Here is a 19,364-nt window from a genome sequence, read left to right as displayed (position 1 = left end):
CTTCACACACCCCTACTGCACTGACATAGAACCAAGAAAGGAGATCTATGTCATTTATACAACGTGCCTGGTTGTATATCACCAGGAAAAAACTCAAAACGCTGATTTTGCTGGCGATTTTGCTGTGTATGTCGACGATTATGCTGAGTGGATTTGTCATTAAGCATTCGACCGACGCGGCAGCGCAGTCGCTCGACAAAACGCTCAAGGCCGGCTTCACGCTGGGCAATAATCAGCGCACCAATCCGGGAACGGCCCGCGGCTCGGGAACGGTGTCGAACAAAGACATCGACGCGGTGAAGAACCTGGAGGGCGTGACGGACTATGTCAAGCGCCAGAACGCCACGGTCGATTTTATCAATACCAAGCTGGTGCCACTACCGAGCGGTGGCAGCGGCTATGATGCCCAGAAAGACAAGCAATTTGGCAACGCCGCCACAATCATCGGCGTCAATAAATCTGAGTCCGAGAAAAAGTTCCGGGCTGAGTCGCTCAAGCTCATCGCTGGTCGGCACATCACCGAGAACGATTCGCGCAAGATTTTGGTGCACGAAGACTTTGCCAAGGCTAACAACTTGAAGCTTGGCAGTAAAATTAAGTTGAAGGCCAATCAATACGACACCGACAACGAGCATCCATCCAAAGATGAGGTTGAGGTAGAAATCGTCGGTATATTTAATGGCAAAAACCCAAAGCAGGCGACCTATCAGGTGGAGTTGTTCGAGAATTTGTTCTTGACTGACCTCGCGACAACTCGCCAGTTGAATGCCTATACCGAGCAAAATGAGATTTACCAGGACGCTACGTTCTTTACCAAGGGCACCAAGCAGTTGGATGAGGTGATGGCGCGGGCAAATAAATTGCCGGTCAATTGGCAAAAGTACCAGTTGAATAAGAACAGCCAGGAGCTGGCTGGCGTGACTGGCGCGGTGAACGGCGTGTACGGCTTGATCGACGGTATGCTGTGGGCGACGGCGCTGGTCAGCGTCGCGGTGATCGGCATGGTGCTGTACTTGTGGATGAACGAGCGCAAGCGCGAGGCGGGCGTGCTCTTGGCGACGGGCGTGCCGCAGTCAAAGATTGTGTTGCAATACATCGCTGAGCTAGTGATGATCGCGGTGCTGAGTTTCGGTGCGTCGTACTTTACCGCAGGGCTGATCGCACAACAAATGGGTGACCATGTGGTGTCGCAGGCGGCACAGAATGCCACACGTCAAGCTGGCAGTTCCTTGAACGGTGCGTCGCTCGGTGCTGACGCTGACTCGGTGACGTCATCGCGCACGTTAGAAAAGGTGACGGTTGGCGTGCAACCAACGGATCTGCTGGCGGTGTGGGGCGCTGGACTGGCGGTGATTATCATCGCAGTGCTACTGGCTTCGCGGCCGATTACCCAATCAACGCCAAAAGAATTACTAACTGAAGTGGACTAGGGGCGAATGATGACAATTATCAAACGAGCCTGGACGGCTGTGACGCGCAAACGGCGTCGCAGCCTGACCATCGCCCTAATCATGACGCTGATTTTCACGCTGATGATTGGTGCGCTGAGGGTGTAGCAGACGATAGGCTGAGTATTATGCAAAACTCGCAGAGGAAAACGCGGAGCCTGTTAGAACTGTTAAACACATGGGTGGAGTTGCAGCGGGTGCAGCTGAATTGAGCCCCAGAGAACGTGTAGCGCAAGGTGAACTATTCCCAGAAAGCTGGGTTACTGGACAATAAGGCAAACAATTGATCGACACGGCAGGCAGCGGCGTGCAGCTGGACGCTAATGTGGCTGGCGAAGCAAAAGTTACGGGAGCGACACAGAGCAATTTGCTCGGCGAATTCACCGGTCGATTTTACCAACTAGAGCAGGGTAAGCATCTGGGGGCGAACGATCAAAACGCGGCGCTGGTTCACAAAACGTTTGCTGAGAAAAATGACATCAAGCCAGGCGACAAGCTGGACATTACCAAAGACGGCCGGCGGGTGACGGTGACTGTCATGGGCATCTTCAGCGGCAAAGGCGAAAAGCCAGCGGTCTTGCAGTCCGACATGGCGGAGAATCATCTCATCACCAACTTGGCTGCAGCGCAGCAGCTGACAGGTAGCCAGCAGCTGACCGAGCGACATATTTCGCCGGTAAATCCGCACCAGTTGAAGTCGTTAACGGACCGCGCTAAAAGCCTACCAAACGTCGATTGGAAAAATTTAGCCTGGACTGACAACGGGGCCGTGTTTGCCGGGGTTCTCCAAAATATAGCTGGTATTCAAAACATTTTGACGATTGCTACCATTTGCGCAGCCGCGGCAGGATTGGCGGTGCTGCCGCTGGTGCTAGTGTTCTGGGCGCGCGGCCGCTTGCATGAAATTGGCATCTTGCTGTCCATCGGCACGTCAAAGGGCAGATTATCGGGCAATTCTTGGGCGGAGCTGGCGATTATCGCTCTGAGGCTAGGCTCGGTGTTCGCGGCCGCCATCGGCTCGGTCGCCTCATCGCAAATTTCTACTGCCCTGACAGCGCAAACCGGACCAAACCAGCGCACAGAAAAGACTGCGGTGCAAGCTGCGCCACCGGCGACCTACTTGCAGGCTTTCGCCTTTGGCTACGTGGTCGTTCTGCTATTAGCCATCGCTGCCGCACCGCGCCAATCGTGCGCCAATCATGACAGCAATTTTTAGCAAACTTAAGTTAGGAGTTATCATGTCAATGCTTACTTTACGCGATATTATCTGTTATTCATACGCTGGCGGTTTTCTTGATGTGCTGAACGGTATCAATTATCAATTTGAAAAGGCAAGTTCCTAAGCCAACGTCGGTAGTTCTGGTGCTGGTAAATCGACACTGCTGGGGCTGCTGGCGGGGCTGGACACACCGACCGGCGGGCAGATTTTGTTCGACGATGAAGACATCGCCGAGCAGGGTTATTCGCATCATCGCAAGCACAATATCTCGCTGGTGTTTCAGAATTATAATCTGATCGATTATCTGACGCCGCTGGAAAACTTGAAATTGGTTAATTCCAAGGCCACCAACGAAACGTTGCACTCCATGGGCTTGGACGACGATCACATTCACCGCAACGTCATGAAACTTTCCGGCGGCCAGCAACAGCGTGTGGCGATCGGTCGAGCGCTGGTATCCTCCGCACCGATTATCTTGGCAGACGAGCCGACTGGCAACCTGGACGAAACCACCGCCGCCGACATCATCGACATCCTGCGCCAAGCCGCCCACCGAAAATGACAAATGCGTCATCGTCGTCACCCATAGCAAGCAGCTAGCCAAAGAGGCAGACGTGGTGCTGACGTTGAAGGACAAGAAGCTGAAGGGGTGATGCTGGTATAATATTGGTATGACTACGCATAAACTTAGCCTTCACTCTGAGCCGTTTAACGCTATTATTTCTGGCAATAAGACTATCGAGTCGCGACTATATGACGCTAAACGACAGAAAATCCAGATTGGGGATCGGATTATTTTTATTAACCGCACGAACCCCGAGCAAACCATGACTGCGACGGTGGTTGGGTTGCTGCGTTACGCGACGTTTCATGATCTGTTTTCTCATAATGACCTGCTTAAGTTTGGCGGTGAAAGTGTTGAATGGCTGGAAAATCAGATTAACGAGTTCTATTCTGCAGCAGACCAGGAACGATACGGAGTTTTAGGGATCGAGTTTGATCATGAAAGCTAGCGGCAATATGCATGATGATATTGTAATGAAGTTGGCGGAGCTCGCTGAGGGTAACGAGACGTATGCCGCCTTTAATAAGCGTATCGTCAATACCGATATGCCTGTCGTTGGTGTGCGGGTGCCGGATTTGCGGCGGCTGGCGAGGGAGCTGGTGCCTGATATGAGTGCAGCGGATATTCGCAATTTGCTAGCAGAGAAGAACCAATCTTTCGACTACGTGCTGCTGTGTGGATTGCTGATTACGCACGCTCGGCTCGATGATCAGACGGCGATTGATTTGACCAAGCAATATTTACCACGCGTTGATTCATGGGCACACATTGATGTGTTTGTCGATAAAAAGCGGCGGTTTGCTGGTGAGTCGTGGTGGGATTTTGCGCTGAAATATTTGCAAAGCGAAGCTGAATTGACGGTACGCTACGGTGTGGTTTCTTTGATGACTAATTTTTTGGATGAATTGCATGTTGATCAAGTTTTTGCCGCACTGCGAAATATCACCCACGACGGCTACTATGTCAAAATGGCGTTGGCTTGGCTGTACGCTACGGCGGCGGTGCAGTTTTTTGAGCTGACGCTGGCTGAATTAGGAAACGGGCACATCGACGCTTGGACGCGCAACAAAGCTTACCAAAAAATGCGCGAATAGCGGCGATTTACGCCTGAGCAGCAGGATATCATTGCCAAATATAAAGCAAAAGAATATTTCCAATAATTACCGACCTGCGGCTTGGCTTTACAAAAGTCGAATAGTTATAGATAAGATGGTATACTAGTAACTAGTATGAAAGTTAGCTTAAATCTTATAAAACAATTGATTAATTTTGAGTTGCCGCCAGTTGATGAGCTGGTGTCGCGTGTCAATCAGCAGCTTGGTGGTGTTGAGGAAGTGATTGACCTGAAAGCCAAATATGGTGGCGCGCGCATTGTGCGGGTTGTTGAGTGCGAAAAGCATCCGAATGCGGATCGTTTGAGCGTGACTAAAATTGACGATGGTGGCGTAGCGGACGTTCCAAGGGATGACAATGGTTATGTGCAAGTGGTTTGCGGTGCGCCGAATGTTCATGCTGATATGTGGGCAATTTGGTTGCCGCCAAAAAGCATCGTCCCAGCAAGTTTTGATGACGCCGAGCCGTTCGTGCTGGATGCGCGACCGCTACGTGGAATCTTAAGTCAGGGTATGTTGGCGGCGGCTGACGAGCTGGCGATTGGTACGGATCACGAGGGAATTATTGAGATCAATGAGCGTGATATTCCGGCGGGCGTTACACTTCAGGCTGGCGCAAGTTTTGCGGAAGTGTTTGGGCTGGACGATTACGTGCTGGAAATTGAGAATAAGATGTTTACGCACAGGCCGGATTGTTTTGGGCAACTCGGTGTGGCGCGCGAAATTGCTGGCATTTTTCATCAGCAGTTTAATAGTCCTGACTGGTATAATGCTATTCAAGAATTCGCAGATAGCGATGGCTTAGAGCTTGAAGTGTTTAATGAAGCTAATGAGCTTGCGCCCGCATTCTCTGTGATTGCTATAAAAAATGTAGATATTCATTCAAGTCCGTTGTGGTTGCAATGTCAATTGGTGGCGATGGGCGGAAAGCCTATCAATAATATCGTTGACGCGACAAATTACGTGATGTTTATGACGGCACAGCCGACTCACGCTTATGATTATGACAAGTTGCGCGGGCATAAACTTGGGGTGCGAATGGCTCGTGATGGCGAGAAAGTTGGTTTGCTTAATGGCAAGGAATATGAGTTGACGTCTGGCGATATTGTGATTGTTGATGGCGAGGGTGTGATTGGTTTGGCTGGAATTATGGGTGGTGTTGACACTGAGGTTTCGGGTGATACTAAGAATATTGTCCTTGAATGTGCTAATTTTGATATGTATGCGCTGCGTCGCACAGCTATGCGTCACGGTATTTTTACCGATGCGTTGACGCGTTTTAACAAGGGGCAGTCGCCAGCTCCAAATTGCTGCTGTGTTAAAGCAGTTGATGGGTATGGTTGGTGGGGTGCAGTTGGTGGTGTTCAAGCTAGTCCTATGCTATTTAAGAATCATTCTTCATTGCGACAAGTGTTGGTCGATGGTAAGCACTGGCACGGTGGATTGTTGATTCCTAAAAGGTTTGTCGAAGAACGTCTGGGTGTTGATTTTGCCGAGAATGAGATTGAGACACTACTAAAGAATGTTGAATTTATCGTTGACGATGGTAATAAATATGGCGAAGCTGGCGTGATGGTTTACAGTCCATTTTGGCGAACAGATATTGAGCTTCCTGAGGATGTCGTTGAGGAAGTTGGGCGACTGTATGGTTTTGATAGATTGCCTCGTCATTTGCCAGAGCGAAGCATTAAGCCTGCTTTGAAGAATAAGCGTCGTGAATTGAAACAGAGAATTCGCCAAAGTTTGTCGCGAGCTGGAGCGAACGAAGTTTTGACATATAGCTTTGTTCATGAGCGCGTTTTGAAAAATTCCGAGCAAGATCCGAGCCGTGCGTATCGCTTGAGTAATGCACTTAGTCCAGACTTGCAATATTACCGAATTAGCATTTTGCCGAGTTTGCTGGATAAAGTTCACGCCAATATAAAATCTGGGCATGACGAATTTATGCTGTTTGAAATTGGCAAAATTCACGATAAGAAATTAGGATTTAACGATGAGAATTTGCCGATTGAAAAGACTTTCATTGACGGAGTTTATGCGAATAAAAAACCTCAAGCTGGCGCGCCGTTTTATAAGGTGAGGAAAATTGCTGAAAGGCTGATGAAAGATTTGAGTGTTGAGGTTGATTTTGTGAAGATTGCGGAATCTGACAGCGATGTTCCAGCGCCATTTGACGCGAAACGCAGCGCTTGGATTGTGGCGAAGAACGGCGACAATTTGGGGATTGTTGGCGAGCTGGTTTCATCTGCTCGACGTAATTTCAAATTGCCAGATTACACCGCGGCGTTTTCTATTGACATTGAAAAATTGCAGGAAAATCTGAGTAAAAATCAGGACTATAATTACCAGCCGTTAAGCCGTTTTCCATCGACTGCCAGAGACATTTCATTGAAAATGGATTCGAATGTTGATTATGCGAAGGTTTATGCTTGTGCTGAAGAAGTTGCAAAAAAACACGGTGAGTTACAAATTAACATAACGCCGATTGCGATATATCAGCCAAAAAATGACGATTCGACAAAAACTGTAACTTTGAATGTAAAGCTTACGAGTGCCGAGCGAACGTTGGAAGATAAAGACATTGCGCCGATTATTGAGGAGATTGCCGCGATGGCTGCGGAAGAATTTGACGCCGCTCAGGTTTAACGTGATTGTTGCGCTTGATAAAAATTGCTATAATTGAAAGGTAAATAAAGGAGGAATATCGCGCAGGTATCCAAGGCCAGAGCTTCCGGTCTTTGGGATTATTGCCGGCATAAGATGTTTTTGGCGGGCGCGCTTGGCGGATTTGTCGCTATGGTGGTAGCTTCCTGGCAATGATTCCCACCAAGACTACGCCGCGTTTACGCCAAGCTCAGTCTGAGTACGCCACGGTTATTGTTGCGACTTCAAAAGAAAGTAGAAGCTCAGGCTAATGAATTGAGTCAAAAATATTACGGCAAGTTTTCTGAGTTTAGCTCGCGAGTTGGTGCGTTTGAGGCCGGTGACGTGAAAGAGCTTGTTAAGGAAGATTTGGTTGAGGGCGAAGGTGCTGAAGTTAAGGACGACACTAAGTTGGCTGTTTATTACATTGGCTGGAATGCTAAGGGTGAGATTTTCGATCAATCGATTGCTGACGGCAAATTGAAAGCTCCGCTCAATATGGATGGTCCGGCAAATACTGCGGTTATTCAGGGCTGGAAAGAGGGTTTGATTGGTATGAAAATTGGCGGCGTGCGCGAACTAACAATTCCAGCCGATAAGGCTTATGGCGACAAGGCTCAGGGTGATAAAATTCCTGCAAATTCTCCGCTTAAGTTTGTGGTGATGGCTATTGAAAAGCCAGCCGATATTCCAGAGCCGGAAATGCCAGAAGTGATGAAGCAATATTATCGATCGCGAGGTTTTAATGTCTAAAGATGTTATTATTGTTGGCGCTGGTCCAAGCGCGTTAACGGCGGCAATTTACTTGTCGCGCGAAGATGTCGACACGACGTTATATGAGCGTGGCGTGGTCGGCGGAATGGCGGCGATTACTGATCAAATTGACAATTATCCTGGATTTGCTGAGGGCGTTACGGGAATGAAATTGGCATCTGAATTGCAACAACAGGCGGAGCGATTCGGCGCGAAGATTGAGTATGGCGACGTGATGGAATTGAAGCAAGTTGACGGTGAGTTGGAGTTGACGATTGACGGTCAATCTGTTCACGCGAAGTCAGTTTTGCTAGCTACTGGCTCGAATCATCGCAAATTAGGCGTTCCGGGCGAAGATGAATTATATGGTCGAGGCGTGCATTACTGTGCGACTTGTGACGGTGCGTTTTATCGTGATAAAAATCTAATCGTTGTTGGCGGCGGAAACTCAGCGGTGCAGGAGGCGATATTTTTGACGCGATATGCTAGTCATATTGATCTGTTGGTTCGCAGTAAATTGCGCGCCAGTGATATTTTGCAAAAAGATTTGCAGAAGTATGTCGATGATGGAAAAATTACCGTTCATGTCGGTGCAACGACTGATGAAATTATTGTCAAGGACGATAAGTTTTACGGCGTTAAATCGACCCAGAACGGCGAGCAGAAAGAATTTACTGCTGATGGATTGTTTGTGTTTATCGGGCTAATTCCGAACACACAATTCCTGGCAAATTCGGATGTTGAGTTGGATTTGGGCGGACACATCATTACTGACGAACATCTGCACACTAATATTCCTGGCGTTTTTGCTTCTGGCGATGTACGCTCGGGGGCAACTATGCAAATCGCTTCGGCGGTTGGTGAAGGTGCGGTGGCAGCGCTGCAGATTCGTGAATATTTACAAGAAAAAGCCAGAGAGGAGTAAAAAATGGCAGATTTTAATCAAATTTTAACACCTGGTGATGTCGAAAATGGCATCGTAAATGTAGTTGTTGAGATTCCACAGGGATCAAGTCATAAAATTGAGTGGAACCGCGAGCTTGCAGTGATGCAGTTGGACCGTGTTGAGCCAGCTATTTTTGCAAAGCCAACAAACTACGGTTTCATTCCACAGACTTTGGATGAAGATGGCGACGAATTGGACGCGCTAATTATCACCGACGAACCGTTGACGACTGGTATTTTTATGGAAGCAAAAGTTATCGGCGTGTTGGAGTTTGTTGATGATAATGAAGTTGACGACAAGGTTATCGTTGTGCCAGCCGACGACCGAAACACTGGCAACGCAATCAACTCACTAGAAGATCTACCTTCACAATTGTTGAAGCAAATTGAGCACCACTTCAATCACTACAAGGATTTGAAGAAGCCTGGTTCAACTGTAGTTAAGGGATTCGGCGACGTAGAAAGGGCAAAGCAAATTATCCGCGAGTCAATTACTCGTTGGAACGAGCAAGCGTAAGAGTATCGACGCAACAAAACAATATCACACCTCACTCAGAGTACTCTTTACAGGTGACCTACGGTCAGCCTGTGGCGTTCGGCTGACGGGGCTTTCGCGCCCGTCACGGCCCCTGAGATGAGGGTGATATTGTTTTTTATATTCCGCCTACAAGATTGTACCGTTGATTATCGATGTCGAAAGAGCGAGGAAACGCCGCCAGTTAATTGTTGTAAGATGCCGTTTGAGCGGGATAATTGTAAGCGTAATTTATCTTTGGCGTGTGGTGTAATTATGACGTCCCGCCAATCTGGTTTTGGACGAGCTGATTTGCTTGTTAAAACTTCAATTGTGTCGCCGTGCTGTAATTTGTAATTGAACGGCTTCATTACGCCATTGATCTTAAATCCACTTGCGCGGGCTGCGATGTCGGAGTGAATTCGGTAGGCATAATCCAAGGGAAATGCTCCGCGAGGCAAATCATAAATGTCGCCCTTTGGTGAGTACACGAAAATCCTATCAGAAAACAGCTTCATTCGGAATTTGTTGGAGTCGAATCGCTTTCCTTCGCTAATTAAAGCGGCGGCTTCCTGAAGTTCGCGAATCCACGATAAATCGGCTGGCATAGTTCCGATTTTTCCTTTTTTATAGGCGTCGGTCAATTTTTGCTCATTATAGTGGAAGCTGGCGGCTAATCCACGCTCGGCGTATTCGTGCATTTCTTTGGTTCGAATCTGGAACTCGACAATTTGTCCGCTCGGAGTTTGCACGGTTGTGTGCAGACTTTGATAGCCATTCGGCTTTGGATTGGCAACGTAATCTTTAATCCTCTCGTACATCGGCTGATACATATCGTGTAAAATTCCCAGAACCAAATATCCAGTTGATAAATCGTCGACAATTATCCTCAGGGCAATCAAATCATAAATCTTATCAATATCGCCAACTTTGTCCAATTTCTTAAACAGGCTATAAACGCTCTTAACGCGTCCGTCCATCTGGAAAACTAGCTTTTCCGCCTTCAGTCGCGCTTCAACTTCGCGGCGAACGTGATCCAATTTTCGTTGCGATTTTTTCAGTCGACTGTCCATCAAATTTTTGGTTTCCTGAAAAGCTTTCGGCATCAAATATCTAAAACTCAGCTCTTCCAATTGAACGCGAACTCGTCCCATATTTAAGCGGTCGGCCAGCGGCGCAAAAACCTCAATTGTCTCTCTGGCAATTTTTTTCTGCTTTTCTGGCGTCATAAATTGCAGCGTTCGCATATTGTGCAGGCGGTCGGCTAGCTTGATAATTATCACGCGCACATCTTCGCCCACGGCAATCATCAACTTGGTCAAATTGTCCTTCGTGTGTGGCAAATAACTATCCAAATTTCGCATCCCGGCGCGAGCTTGTGAAACTTTAGTTACGCCATCCACCAGAAACGCCACATCGCGTCCAAACAAACTTTCCAAATCGTCTAAAGTTGCGTCAGTATCTTCAACGGTGTCGTGCAGAACTCCCGCCACGACCGTATCAATATCCATGCCCCATTCAATCAGAATTCCCGCCACTGCCAATGGGTGATTAATGTACGGTTCGCCACTTTTGCGCTTTTGTCCAGCGTGCTTTTCCGTGGCGTAATCGATTGCGCTCGCCAAAACCAATACTGGCACTTCGTCGTATTTTTGCTTAGCAATTGACAATAACTCTTCGCGCGTCATGTTTATATTATACAACTTTGTAGTATAATTAAGAAAAGCTAAAGCGAAAATATCTAACAGGGAGGGCGATATGGCTGTAACGAGAATAGCAATTAACGGCTTCGGGCGAATCGGACGCAATGCGTTTAAGATTGCGAACGAGCGAAGCGACTTGGAAATTGTCGCGATCAATGATTTGACTGACACGAAAACTTTGGCGTATTTGTTGAAGCATGATAGCAATTACGGCGAGTACGGACGTCAAGTTGATTTTACGGAAAACGAGCTGATTATTGAGGGCAAGTCGGTTAAGGTGCTGGCTGAGAAAGATCCAGAAAATCTGCCGTGGCGAGATTTGGGAATTGATGTGGTGATTGAATCGACGGGATTTTTCACCGATAAAGATGGCGCGAGCAAGCACTTAACGGCTGGCGCAAAGCGTGTGGTTATCAGTGGTCCGACGAAGTCTGAGGGAGTCGATACGATTGTTTTGGGAACTAACGATGACAAGGTAAAAAACGCGACGCCAATCGTGTCTAATGCTAGTTGTACGACCAATTCTTTGGGTGCGGTTATGGCGATTTTGGACGCGGAGTTTGGTGTTGAAAAGTCAATGCTAACGACGGTGCATAGTTATACGGCTAGCCAAAAGCTTCAGGATGCGCCATCCAAGGATCTTAGAGAAGGTCGCAACGCTGCCGAAAACATTGTCCCGACTACGACTGGCGCCGCAATTGCTGTGACTAAAACCTTGCCGCAGCTAACTGGAAAATTTGACGGACTTAGCGTGCGCGTACCGACTCCAGTGGTGTCGCTTAGCGACGTGACGGCGCTTCTCAGGAAAGATGTGACTGTCGAGCAGGTAAATGACGCGTTCAAAAAAGCCGCCCAGAGTAATTTCTATCAAGGCATTTTGGGTGTTTCTGAGGAGCCTTTGGTGAGCCGCGACTTCATTGGCAATTCATATTCTGGGATTGTCGATCTTCCGTTGACGAAGGTAGTTGGTGGTAATTTGATCAAGGTTATGGTCTGGTATGATAATGAATGGGGCTATTCGAACCGGCTGGTTGAACTGGTGGCGGATGTGGCGTATTATCTGAAAAAGAGTGAATAAGGCCATCTTCCAAAAAGGAAATAACCCCGCACTATGACAGTGCGGGGACGCCGGGATTTGCGGCGGTTTTACAGAATATTTATTTTAGCGCGCCTTCTGCTGGCGCGGAGTCACGTCAACTCTTGATGTTGATCTTCAGAATGGCGGTCGCCTTGATCAGGAAAGATTCTTACTGCTATTTCGATGTTCCACGACGGATGTTTCTGCGCGCTGATCCTAGGGCTCTGGACAGGTAATCTTCTGCAGGAGCTCTAGTGTTCATGATGCCGTACCGTGACTTTGGTGGCGATCGTCTGGCCATCACGGAGATTGAACTTTACCTTCATTTTTTCACCTCCTCTCAAAAGGTGAAGCTCAAAGCTAAAGGGCGACTTCCGCCCTAAGGCGAAACTCTGAGCAAAAGCTAATCTATTTATATCATACCAGCCACAAAATGTCAATACTCTTTGTCAAATAGCCATCCTCTACCTCTGATAAAATACCTAACTTTTCCTTGCAAAAATCACCGAAAACGCTTATACTAAAATTATGAAAATCTACCTCGGATCTGACCATCGCGGCTTTATGTTGAAGGAAAAAGTTTTTGCCTATTTGGTTAAGAATGGCTATGACGTTCAAGACGTCGGCGGTGTAGAATTAAATCCTGATGACGATTTTCCGCAATTCGCGCAGGCGGCGGCGTTGAAGGTCATTGGTGATGATAGTAAAGATCCGCGTGCGATATTAATTTGCGGCGGCGGTCAAGGAATGTGTATGGCGGCGAACCGCTTTAAGGGAATTCGTGCCAGCGTGATTTGGGATGCTTTCGAGGCAAAAATGACGCGCCAAGATAACGATTCAAATGTTTTATGTTTGCCGGCGCGAGTTTTGGAAGATAACGAATCGGCGTGGAAAGGAATTGTGGAAACGTGGCTGAACACTCCTTACGCGAATGCTCCGCGATTTAATAGGCGTAATGCGCAGTTGGATGAATTGTCATGAGTAGTTCTGTAATCGCACCAGCAATTTTGGCAGAAAATGCCGAACAATATAAAGAGCAGGTTGATAAAATAACTGGTTTTGTTGAGCGTGTGCATATTGATATTTCTGATGGTGAATTTGCTCCCGACTTTGACTGTTGGCATTCCTGAATTGTGGGCGCCGGAGGGTTGGATGATTGATATTCATGCGATGGTTAATGATGTTGCTGAGTATGTTCCGAAGTTGATTGCCTTAAGACCTCATATGATTATTGTTCACGCGGAGGCGACGGGAGATGTGAAGACTGCGCTTATGCAGATTCGTCAAGCTGGAATTATGGCGGGGTTGGGCGCTATTTAAGCCGACGGTTCCGCGAACGGTTGAGGAATTGATAAAAATAGCAGATCATGTGATGATTTTTAGCGGTGAGCTGGGGCGATTTGGCGGAACTGCTAGTTTGATGCAACTAGAAAAAATACGACTTATTAAAGCTATTAATCCTAGTGTTGAAATCGGCTGGGATGGCGGAGTGGCGGTAGATAATGCGTACAGCTTGGTTCAGGGTGGCGTTAACGTTTTGAATGTTGGCGGCGTTATTCAGAAATCGTCAGATCCGCGCACTATTTTCTCCAGATTGCAGCAGGAGATTAATAAAACGAGTGTGCTTTAATGGATGTTGACCAAATAGTGGAAATTGAAGAAAATATCGCAACAATTGCGAAAGTCTGTTATTCGTGAGCTATCCGGCGGCTGGTTCGGGGCATTCTGCTGGCTGCTTGGGATTCGCTGATGTTATGGCGGTTTTGTATTTTCACGCCATGCGACTAGATCCTGAGAATCCTAATTGGGAAGATCGGGATATTTTCGTGATGAGCAATGGTCATTATGCGCCACTTTTATATGCCACGCTGGCGGAGCGGGGATTTTTTGACAAAAAAGAGTTGGCTAATTTGCGAAAATTTGGCTCCAAGCTTCAAGGTCATCCAGAACGCGGCAGTTTGGCGGGAATTGAAACGACTAGCGGTCCTCTGGGCTGTGGTCTGAGTCAGGCGGCCGGCATGGCGTATTCATTGCAATATTTGGGTGGCAATTCTGAGCGATTCGTTTACTGCAGTTTGGGCGATGGCGAGCTGGATGAAGGGAATATTTGGGAAGCGGCGATGTTTGCGAAAAAATATAATCTGTCGAATTTGATTGCGATTGTTGATAGAAATAATATTCAGATTGGTGGCGATACGGAAAAGGTGATGCCGCTAGGGGATTTGGCGGATAAATGGCGAAGTTTTGGCTGGGATGCGCAGGAAATTGACGGACATAATCATTTGGCGATAATTCAGGCGATTGATAAGGCGAAGAATTCTCGGCAGCCGAGTGTGATAATCGCGCATACAATTCCTGGTCGTGGCGTTGATTTTATGGAATATGATTACCGTTGGCATGGAAAATCTCCAAACGCCGAGGAGGCGGAGCGGGCGCTTGCTCAATTGAGTGAAGGAGGCGGTGAATGAGTTTCTTAATGGAGAATTGGCAGAATTCGGAGCTTTGCGGCAATTCGGATGGGTTTTGGCGAAGGCTTGGTGGATATTGCGAAGAAAAATAATTTGGTGGTGGCGCTGAGCGCGGATTTGATGGAGAGCGTTGGCTTTGGTAAGTTTTACGAGGAAATCGGGAAACCGCGGGCAATTGAAGTTGGCGTGGCGGAGCAGAATTTGGTTACCGTGGCGTCTGGGCTGGCGGCTATGGGAAATATTCCGTTTGCAGCCAGTTATGCGGCGTTTAGTCCGGGTCGCAATTGGGAGCAGATTCGCACGACTATTTGCCTGAACAATCAGCCGGTTAAGCTGGTGGGTTCTCATGCTGGGTTAAATGTTGGTCCGGACGGTGCGACGCATCAAATGTTGGAAGATATTGCGCTGATGCGAAGTTTGCCTAATATGGTGGTTTTGGCGCCCGGTGATGCTAATGAAGCCAAGCTGATCGCGGCGGCAATGGCTGGAGATAAACGCCCGAATTACGTAAGATTGCCAAGAGAAAAAACGCCGCTATTCCTAAATCAATCTACTTTTGAGATTGGAAAAAGTTATACGTTGAGGCGCGGCAAAGATGTTGCCTTGTTTGGAACTGGCGTGATGACTTATCAATTGTTGTTGGCGGCGGAAAAGCTCGCGAATGAATATGACATTCAGGCGGAAGTGATTCATTTTCCGACGATCAAGCCGCTGGACGAGGATACTGTACTTGATGCGGCTCAAAAATGCCAAGCCGTCATTACGGCGGAAGAGGGGCAGATTGCTGGTGGATTTGGCTCAAGCGTGGCAGAAGTTCTTAGTGAGAATTCTGCCTGTGAAGATGAAGCGAATTGGTGTCAATGATACGTTTGGTGAGTCGGGTAAAATGTCTGAATTGTGGAAAAAGTTTTACGGTTTGGATGTTGATTCAATTGTTCGTAGTGTTGTTGATTTTCTCCAGTGAAAAAACCCTCCAGGAGCTACTGCCAAGATCTAATTAAAGACCTCAAAGCGAGTGAAGTTCTGGCGGGTGTGTGTCACCTACGGTGATGTTTCATTCCGTAGATGAGTACGGGGAGTGAGGTGCTCCCCAGAGCGAACGCGGCAGATTCAAGTGCGCCACAGTAGTACGCCAAGAACGCTACCAGACACCACCATGCTACACAGAGTAGCACGATAATAGCCAAGAACGACATGCCCATAAAATGCGCCACACGCACGACGGGACTCATTTTTTTTCTTCCTTTCTGAGAAGAAAATGCTCAAGGCCAAAGGGCTCTTTTGCCCTTAGACAAGCCTTGAGCAAAAGCCATTTTATATTATCACTAATTACGTAAAATGTCAATTCTCTTGGCATAGCGGGCGGTAATTGATATAATTACCATAAGTATTTTAGGGGGGCAGTATGGGATTATCGATTTCAGAGATTCGGAAAAACACGACGCGGGCGCGTCATTTAATGCAGCGGACACGGGCGCAGCGTTTTGCGGTTGGGGCGTTTAATATTGACAATCAAGAGACGCTGATTGCGGTGGCGCGGGCGGCGCAAAAGCTTCAATCGCCAGTGTTGGTTGAGGTTTCTGATGCCGAAGTGAAGGCTATGGGTCTAGAGAACGTTCGCGATTTGGTGGATAATTATAAGGCTGAGTACGGAATTGAAATGTATTTGAATTTGGACCACGGTCCGACGGTTGAGGGCTGTAAGCGAGCGATTGACGCTGGATATGAGTTTATTCATATTGATATTTCTCAGGCAAATCACGACGCTTCTGACGAGGAAATTATTGCGAAGACTCGTGAAGTTGTTGAATATGCCAAGTTTACTGGTGCGCTAGTGGAATCTGAGCCGCATTATTTTGGCGGAAGTTCAAATGTTCATACGGAAGATATAAATTACGAGGAAATAAAAAAGACTTTCTCTACGCCAGAGGGTGCGCGTGCGTTTGTTGAGGCGACTGGAATTGATACTTTTGCGGCGGCGATTGGCAATTTGCATGGCAAATATCCAGTTCCGAAAGTGTTGGATTTGGATTTGTTGGCTGACATTCGTGAGGCGATTCATTGCCAGATTTCGTTGCACGGTGGGTCTGGCACGCCGCTACATTATTTTGAGGATGCTGCGAAAATTGGCGTTTCTAAAATCAATATCAATTCTGATATGCGCTACGCTTTCCGAACAACTCTGGAGAAAACTTTGCGAGAAAATCCAAATGAGTACGCTATTGTTAAATTAATGCCGCCAGTTTATGCCGCCGTACAGGAAGTGGTGGAGTCAAAGATTAAGGCGTTTAATTCCGTGCGAAAGGCGGTGGTTTAATGGCAAAAATCATCACCGTTGGTGCGGCGATTCAAGACGTATTTTTAAGTCAATCAGACGCACTGACGCCAGTTTGTGAGAGTCCAGAACATTGTTTTGCGCGACTAGATTTGGGGGCGAAAGCCGACGTAAACCAGATTCATTTTTCGACTGGCGGTGGCGCTACAAACGCCGCGGTAACGTTTTCCAGGCAAGGGCATTATGCTAGTTTTATGGGCGCGATTGGTCATGATCCAGCAGGGCAAGCGGTAATTGCGGATTTGGATAAGGAAAATATTGACACGCATTTGGTGCGATATTCGCCAAAATACAGTACGGGATATTCGGTGTTACTATTGGCTTCAAATGGCGAGCGGACAATTTTAACATACCGCGGTGCTTCAACGCATTATCATGAGGCGGATTTTGATTTGTCTGAAGAGGACGCGGATTGGCTATACGTTTCAACTTTGGCGGGAAATATGCCGATGCTTCATAAATTATTCCAGCAAGCCAAGCGTCGCGATATGAAAATTTGCTTTAATCCCGGAAAGAAAGAATTGGCGCAAAAGGATAAATTGCTGGGATTATTGTCTGATGTCGATGTTTTAACTTTTAACCAAAGAAGAAATGCAGCAATTGGTGTGTTTGGCGAGGATTTGGAGGCTTTGGTTAGGAGAAGGTTTGAGATTGGTTTCGGTCGTTTTGGTGACGGATGGCGTAAATGGCTCAATTGCAAGCGACGGAAAAACTATTGTGCGAGCGCTGATGTACGATGACAGGCCGTCAATTGACAGAACTGGCGCTGGAGATGCGTTTGCGTCGGGATTTTTGAGTGAATGGGCGCGAAGTGGCAATTTGAAAAACCTCTGTGATTATGGGCAGTGCGGGTGCTGGTTCGGTGAGTTATGAGAAAATTGGAGCAAAGGCTGGAATTTTATATGCTGGCACGTTGCTTCATGCTATGCCAATTCAAAGAAAAGGGAATTATAATGGCGCAAAATTTGGGAAAATTGTTGGGCGGTGACGTGAAAAAGCGTCGAGCATTAACCGAGCTCAGGCAGATGACTAGGGATGATAGCGATGTGCGATTGATTGCGGAAATATTGGCTAGGGCGCACTCGATTATTTGCATCTCTAGGTTTGGATCCGTCAAATGCTACGGCAGAAGAAATTTATCAATCTTTGATGGTTATCGCGCCGAAGGTTGATAAGTGGGCGCCGTTTAAGGCTTCTGAGTGGGTGCTTTTGGATGTTGATGGTCAGGTTATTTCGTTTAATTCGATTGACATTATAAATAATTATCATTGCCAGTTGCCTCTTGGGAAGCAGCAAACAACGTATGGCAAGCGAGGTCTGGGATTTGAGATTACGCGCCGATATAAAAACCACCCGCGTACGTACAATCCAGCCGTAGAGCGAGTGGTTTGCCAGGGTGGAATTTGTTGGATTGAGCCGAAACCTAAGAAATAACTATCGGTCGCAACAAGTTCGCTGATTTTTAATTAAATTAACTACCTCTGGAATATCTTCGGTGATTGTGTAGGTTTTTTCATCGCCGTCAGATATTAGCTTGTTTGGTAGCATGTTTTCGCGCACAAAATCATCCCATTTGCCCCAGAATTTTTTATCAAACAGGATAATTGGTACTGGCGTCATTTTCTTAGTTTGTGTCAATGTGGTAATCTCACAAATTTCGTCCATTGTACCGAATCCGCCAGGGAAACAAACGTACGCGTCAGCCACAGAAGTGTCATAACGATTTTTCGTGGTGCGAAGTGAGTGAATGCGAACGAATTTGTCGTGTAGTTGTTTAATGATTGTTCGTGTGGCAAGCGAATGTTGAATCCGGATTGATTTTCCGCCAGCTTCTATGGCGCCGCGGTTTGCTGCTTCCATAATTCCGCCGCTGCCGCCGGTGATGATTGTGTAGCCTTCTTTGGCTAGTTGAAATGCTAAGTCTTTGGCTTTTTGGTAATATTCGTTATCTTCAGTTATCCTGGCTGATCCAAAAAAAGTTACGGTTTTATGATATTTTTGGAGAATTTCATAGCCAGCATGAATTTCGTCATCAACTTTTCCTAATCTGAACATCGCAGCCTGGAAGCTGTAATTCGCGCGGAATACAAACATTTTTCGGTGTCATCATTATCCTTTTTATTTTATGATTTTAACTTTATTACTATATCATAAAATGCCTATGGTTACAATACGTTGACGGCAAATAATCCATCATAGTACAATCAAAGCACAATCTAAATGGAGGTTTTATGGAGAACCAAATGAACGGCTAATAAATGGCTGATCGCGGCGGTGGTTGTTATGGGTATAATTATTGTTGCTATGGTTACTTGGATAATTGCTGGCGCTATGTATAAGGATAAGGATTCTAGCGCTTCGGTAAGTAAGTAGCCAGACAAAGAAGGATTCATCTGATTCACTGGAAAAAACTCGCGGTGAAGGCGAGGAGCCGTCAAATGAGGCAAAGAAAGAGTATAAAGATTTCCGAACCAAAGGCGACGGTACGGGCATTCGTTTAACTTCAGCAAGTGATGTTGATAAATTGGATATTGATAGCTCTTTGAAGAAGTTTTTGAAGTCTGAAGTTAGGTCGGCCAAT

The 19,364-nt window shown here is 47.0% G+C and carries 23 protein-coding genes and 1 pseudogene; 22 read left to right on the top strand and 2 right to left on the bottom strand.

The features are described from left to right. The first annotated feature begins 47 nt into the window (after nucleotides 1-47). From KOY49_RS03235 to KOY49_RS03195, 9 genes and pseudogenes are all read left to right on the top strand, one after another. Complete coding sequence (locus tag KOY49_RS03235; protein ID WP_232735978.1) at nucleotides 48-1,430, top strand: ABC transporter permease; 1,383 nt, start codon at nucleotides 48-50, stop codon at nucleotides 1,428-1,430. A gap of 301 nt (nucleotides 1,431-1,731) precedes the next feature. Then, nucleotides 1,732-2,664: an ABC transporter permease gene (locus tag KOY49_RS03230; protein ID WP_232735977.1), complete on the top strand. Its 933-nt coding sequence runs from the start codon at nucleotides 1,732-1,734 to the stop codon at nucleotides 2,662-2,664. Nucleotides 2,665-2,686: 22 nt separating this feature from the next. Then, a pseudogene (locus KOY49_RS03225) lies at nucleotides 2,687-3,320 on the top strand (ABC transporter ATP-binding protein). Nucleotides 3,321-3,338: 18 nt separating this feature from the next. After that, nucleotides 3,339-3,680, top strand: coding sequence for an ASCH domain-containing protein (locus KOY49_RS03220; RefSeq protein ID WP_232735976.1), 342 nt, complete (start codon nucleotides 3,339-3,341; stop codon nucleotides 3,678-3,680). Then, the gene (locus KOY49_RS03215; RefSeq protein WP_232735975.1) at nucleotides 3,670-4,326 is read left to right on the top strand and encodes a DNA alkylation repair protein; all 657 of its coding nucleotides are present in this window, start codon (nucleotides 3,670-3,672) and stop codon (nucleotides 4,324-4,326) included. Before KOY49_RS03220 ends, KOY49_RS03215 begins: the two co-directional genes overlap by 11 nt. A gap of 135 nt (nucleotides 4,327-4,461) precedes the next feature. Beyond that, nucleotides 4,462-6,990 carry a phenylalanine--tRNA ligase subunit beta gene (gene pheT / locus KOY49_RS03210; RefSeq protein WP_232735974.1) on the top strand — a complete coding sequence of 843 codons (2,529 nt, stop codon included), beginning with the start codon at nucleotides 4,462-4,464 and terminating at the stop codon, nucleotides 6,988-6,990. Nucleotides 6,991-7,221: 231 nt separating this feature from the next. After that, nucleotides 7,222-7,740: an FKBP-type peptidyl-prolyl cis-trans isomerase gene (locus KOY49_RS03205; protein ID WP_232735973.1), complete on the top strand. Its 519-nt coding sequence runs from the start codon at nucleotides 7,222-7,224 to the stop codon at nucleotides 7,738-7,740. Then, on the top strand, nucleotides 7,733-8,665 hold the full coding sequence (locus tag KOY49_RS03200; protein WP_232735972.1) for an NAD(P)/FAD-dependent oxidoreductase: 933 nt from the start codon (nucleotides 7,733-7,735) through the stop codon (nucleotides 8,663-8,665). The genes KOY49_RS03205 and KOY49_RS03200 overlap by 8 nt, the downstream gene beginning before the upstream one ends. A 3-nt stretch (nucleotides 8,666-8,668) precedes the next feature. Beyond that, nucleotides 8,669-9,202 carry an inorganic diphosphatase gene (locus tag KOY49_RS03195; protein ID WP_232735971.1) on the top strand — a complete coding sequence of 178 codons (534 nt, stop codon included), beginning with the start codon at nucleotides 8,669-8,671 and terminating at the stop codon, nucleotides 9,200-9,202. Nucleotides 9,203-9,369: 167 nt separating this feature from the next. Here KOY49_RS03195 and KOY49_RS03190 read toward each other — a convergent pair whose 3' ends face one another. Continuing rightward, the gene (locus tag KOY49_RS03190) at nucleotides 9,370-10,887 is read right to left on the bottom strand and encodes a RelA/SpoT family protein (protein ID WP_232735970.1); all 1,518 of its coding nucleotides are present in this window, start codon (nucleotides 10,885-10,887) and stop codon (nucleotides 9,370-9,372) included. Between the two features lie 70 nt (nucleotides 10,888-10,957). Here KOY49_RS03190 and gap point away from each other — a divergent pair, with 70 nt between their 5' ends. From gap to KOY49_RS03140, 13 genes are all read left to right on the top strand, one after another. Next, nucleotides 10,958-11,980 carry a type I glyceraldehyde-3-phosphate dehydrogenase gene (gene gap / locus KOY49_RS03185; protein WP_232735969.1) on the top strand — a complete coding sequence of 341 codons (1,023 nt, stop codon included), beginning with the start codon at nucleotides 10,958-10,960 and terminating at the stop codon, nucleotides 11,978-11,980. 528 nt (nucleotides 11,981-12,508) lie between these two features. Next, nucleotides 12,509-12,961 carry an RpiB/LacA/LacB family sugar-phosphate isomerase gene (locus KOY49_RS03180; protein ID WP_129631214.1) on the top strand — a complete coding sequence of 151 codons (453 nt, stop codon included), beginning with the start codon at nucleotides 12,509-12,511 and terminating at the stop codon, nucleotides 12,959-12,961. Then, on the top strand, nucleotides 12,958-13,110 hold the full coding sequence (locus tag KOY49_RS03175; RefSeq protein WP_232735968.1) for a hypothetical protein: 153 nt from the start codon (nucleotides 12,958-12,960) through the stop codon (nucleotides 13,108-13,110). Before KOY49_RS03180 ends, KOY49_RS03175 begins: the two co-directional genes overlap by 4 nt. Next, complete coding sequence (locus KOY49_RS05045) at nucleotides 13,070-13,300, top strand: hypothetical protein (RefSeq protein WP_269802131.1); 231 nt, start codon at nucleotides 13,070-13,072, stop codon at nucleotides 13,298-13,300. Before KOY49_RS03175 ends, KOY49_RS05045 begins: the two co-directional genes overlap by 41 nt. A 52-nt stretch (nucleotides 13,301-13,352) precedes the next feature. Continuing rightward, complete coding sequence (locus tag KOY49_RS05040; RefSeq protein WP_269802184.1) at nucleotides 13,353-13,610, top strand: beta/alpha barrel domain-containing protein; 258 nt, start codon at nucleotides 13,353-13,355, stop codon at nucleotides 13,608-13,610. Nucleotides 13,611-13,674: 64 nt separating this feature from the next. Further along, nucleotides 13,675-14,448: a transketolase gene (locus tag KOY49_RS03165; RefSeq protein ID WP_232735967.1), complete on the top strand. Its 774-nt coding sequence runs from the start codon at nucleotides 13,675-13,677 to the stop codon at nucleotides 14,446-14,448. A gap of 48 nt (nucleotides 14,449-14,496) precedes the next feature. Continuing rightward, on the top strand, nucleotides 14,497-15,312 hold the full coding sequence (locus tag KOY49_RS03160; protein ID WP_232735966.1) for a transketolase family protein: 816 nt from the start codon (nucleotides 14,497-14,499) through the stop codon (nucleotides 15,310-15,312). Next, nucleotides 15,290-15,412: a hypothetical protein gene (locus tag KOY49_RS05035; RefSeq protein WP_269802130.1), complete on the top strand. Its 123-nt coding sequence runs from the start codon at nucleotides 15,290-15,292 to the stop codon at nucleotides 15,410-15,412. Before KOY49_RS03160 ends, KOY49_RS05035 begins: the two co-directional genes overlap by 23 nt. Nucleotides 15,413-15,853: 441 nt before the next feature. Then, the gene (locus KOY49_RS03155; protein ID WP_129634629.1) at nucleotides 15,854-16,765 is read left to right on the top strand and encodes a class II fructose-bisphosphate aldolase; all 912 of its coding nucleotides are present in this window, start codon (nucleotides 15,854-15,856) and stop codon (nucleotides 16,763-16,765) included. Beyond that, a complete protein-coding gene (locus tag KOY49_RS03150; RefSeq protein ID WP_232735965.1) occupies nucleotides 16,765-17,523 on the top strand; it encodes a carbohydrate kinase family protein in 759 nt (252 codons plus the stop codon). Before KOY49_RS03155 ends, KOY49_RS03150 begins: the two co-directional genes overlap by 1 nt. Beyond that, nucleotides 17,453-17,656, top strand: a complete 204-nt coding sequence (locus KOY49_RS05450; RefSeq protein WP_376787513.1) for a PfkB family carbohydrate kinase — start codon at nucleotides 17,453-17,455, stop codon at nucleotides 17,654-17,656. Before KOY49_RS03150 ends, KOY49_RS05450 begins: the two co-directional genes overlap by 71 nt. Next, on the top strand, nucleotides 17,653-17,955 hold the full coding sequence (locus KOY49_RS05445) for a hypothetical protein (protein WP_376787512.1): 303 nt from the start codon (nucleotides 17,653-17,655) through the stop codon (nucleotides 17,953-17,955). The genes KOY49_RS05450 and KOY49_RS05445 overlap by 4 nt, the downstream gene beginning before the upstream one ends. Further along, nucleotides 17,888-18,217, top strand: a complete 330-nt coding sequence (locus tag KOY49_RS03140) for a hypothetical protein (protein ID WP_232735963.1) — start codon at nucleotides 17,888-17,890, stop codon at nucleotides 18,215-18,217. The genes KOY49_RS05445 and KOY49_RS03140 overlap by 68 nt, the downstream gene beginning before the upstream one ends. On the opposite strand, the gene KOY49_RS03135 is transcribed toward KOY49_RS03140, so the two are convergent. Continuing rightward, a complete protein-coding gene (locus tag KOY49_RS03135) occupies nucleotides 18,218-18,877 on the bottom strand; it encodes an LOG family protein (RefSeq protein WP_232735962.1) in 660 nt (219 codons plus the stop codon). Between the last annotated feature and the right edge of the window lie 487 nt (nucleotides 18,878-19,364).

The organism is Candidatus Minimicrobia vallesae, from assembly GCF_018866205.1.
Lineage (GTDB): Bacteria > Patescibacteriota > Saccharimonadia > Saccharimonadales > Saccharimonadaceae > Nanosynbacter > Nanosynbacter vallesae.
This window is presented reverse-complemented; position numbering and strand designations above follow the sequence as displayed.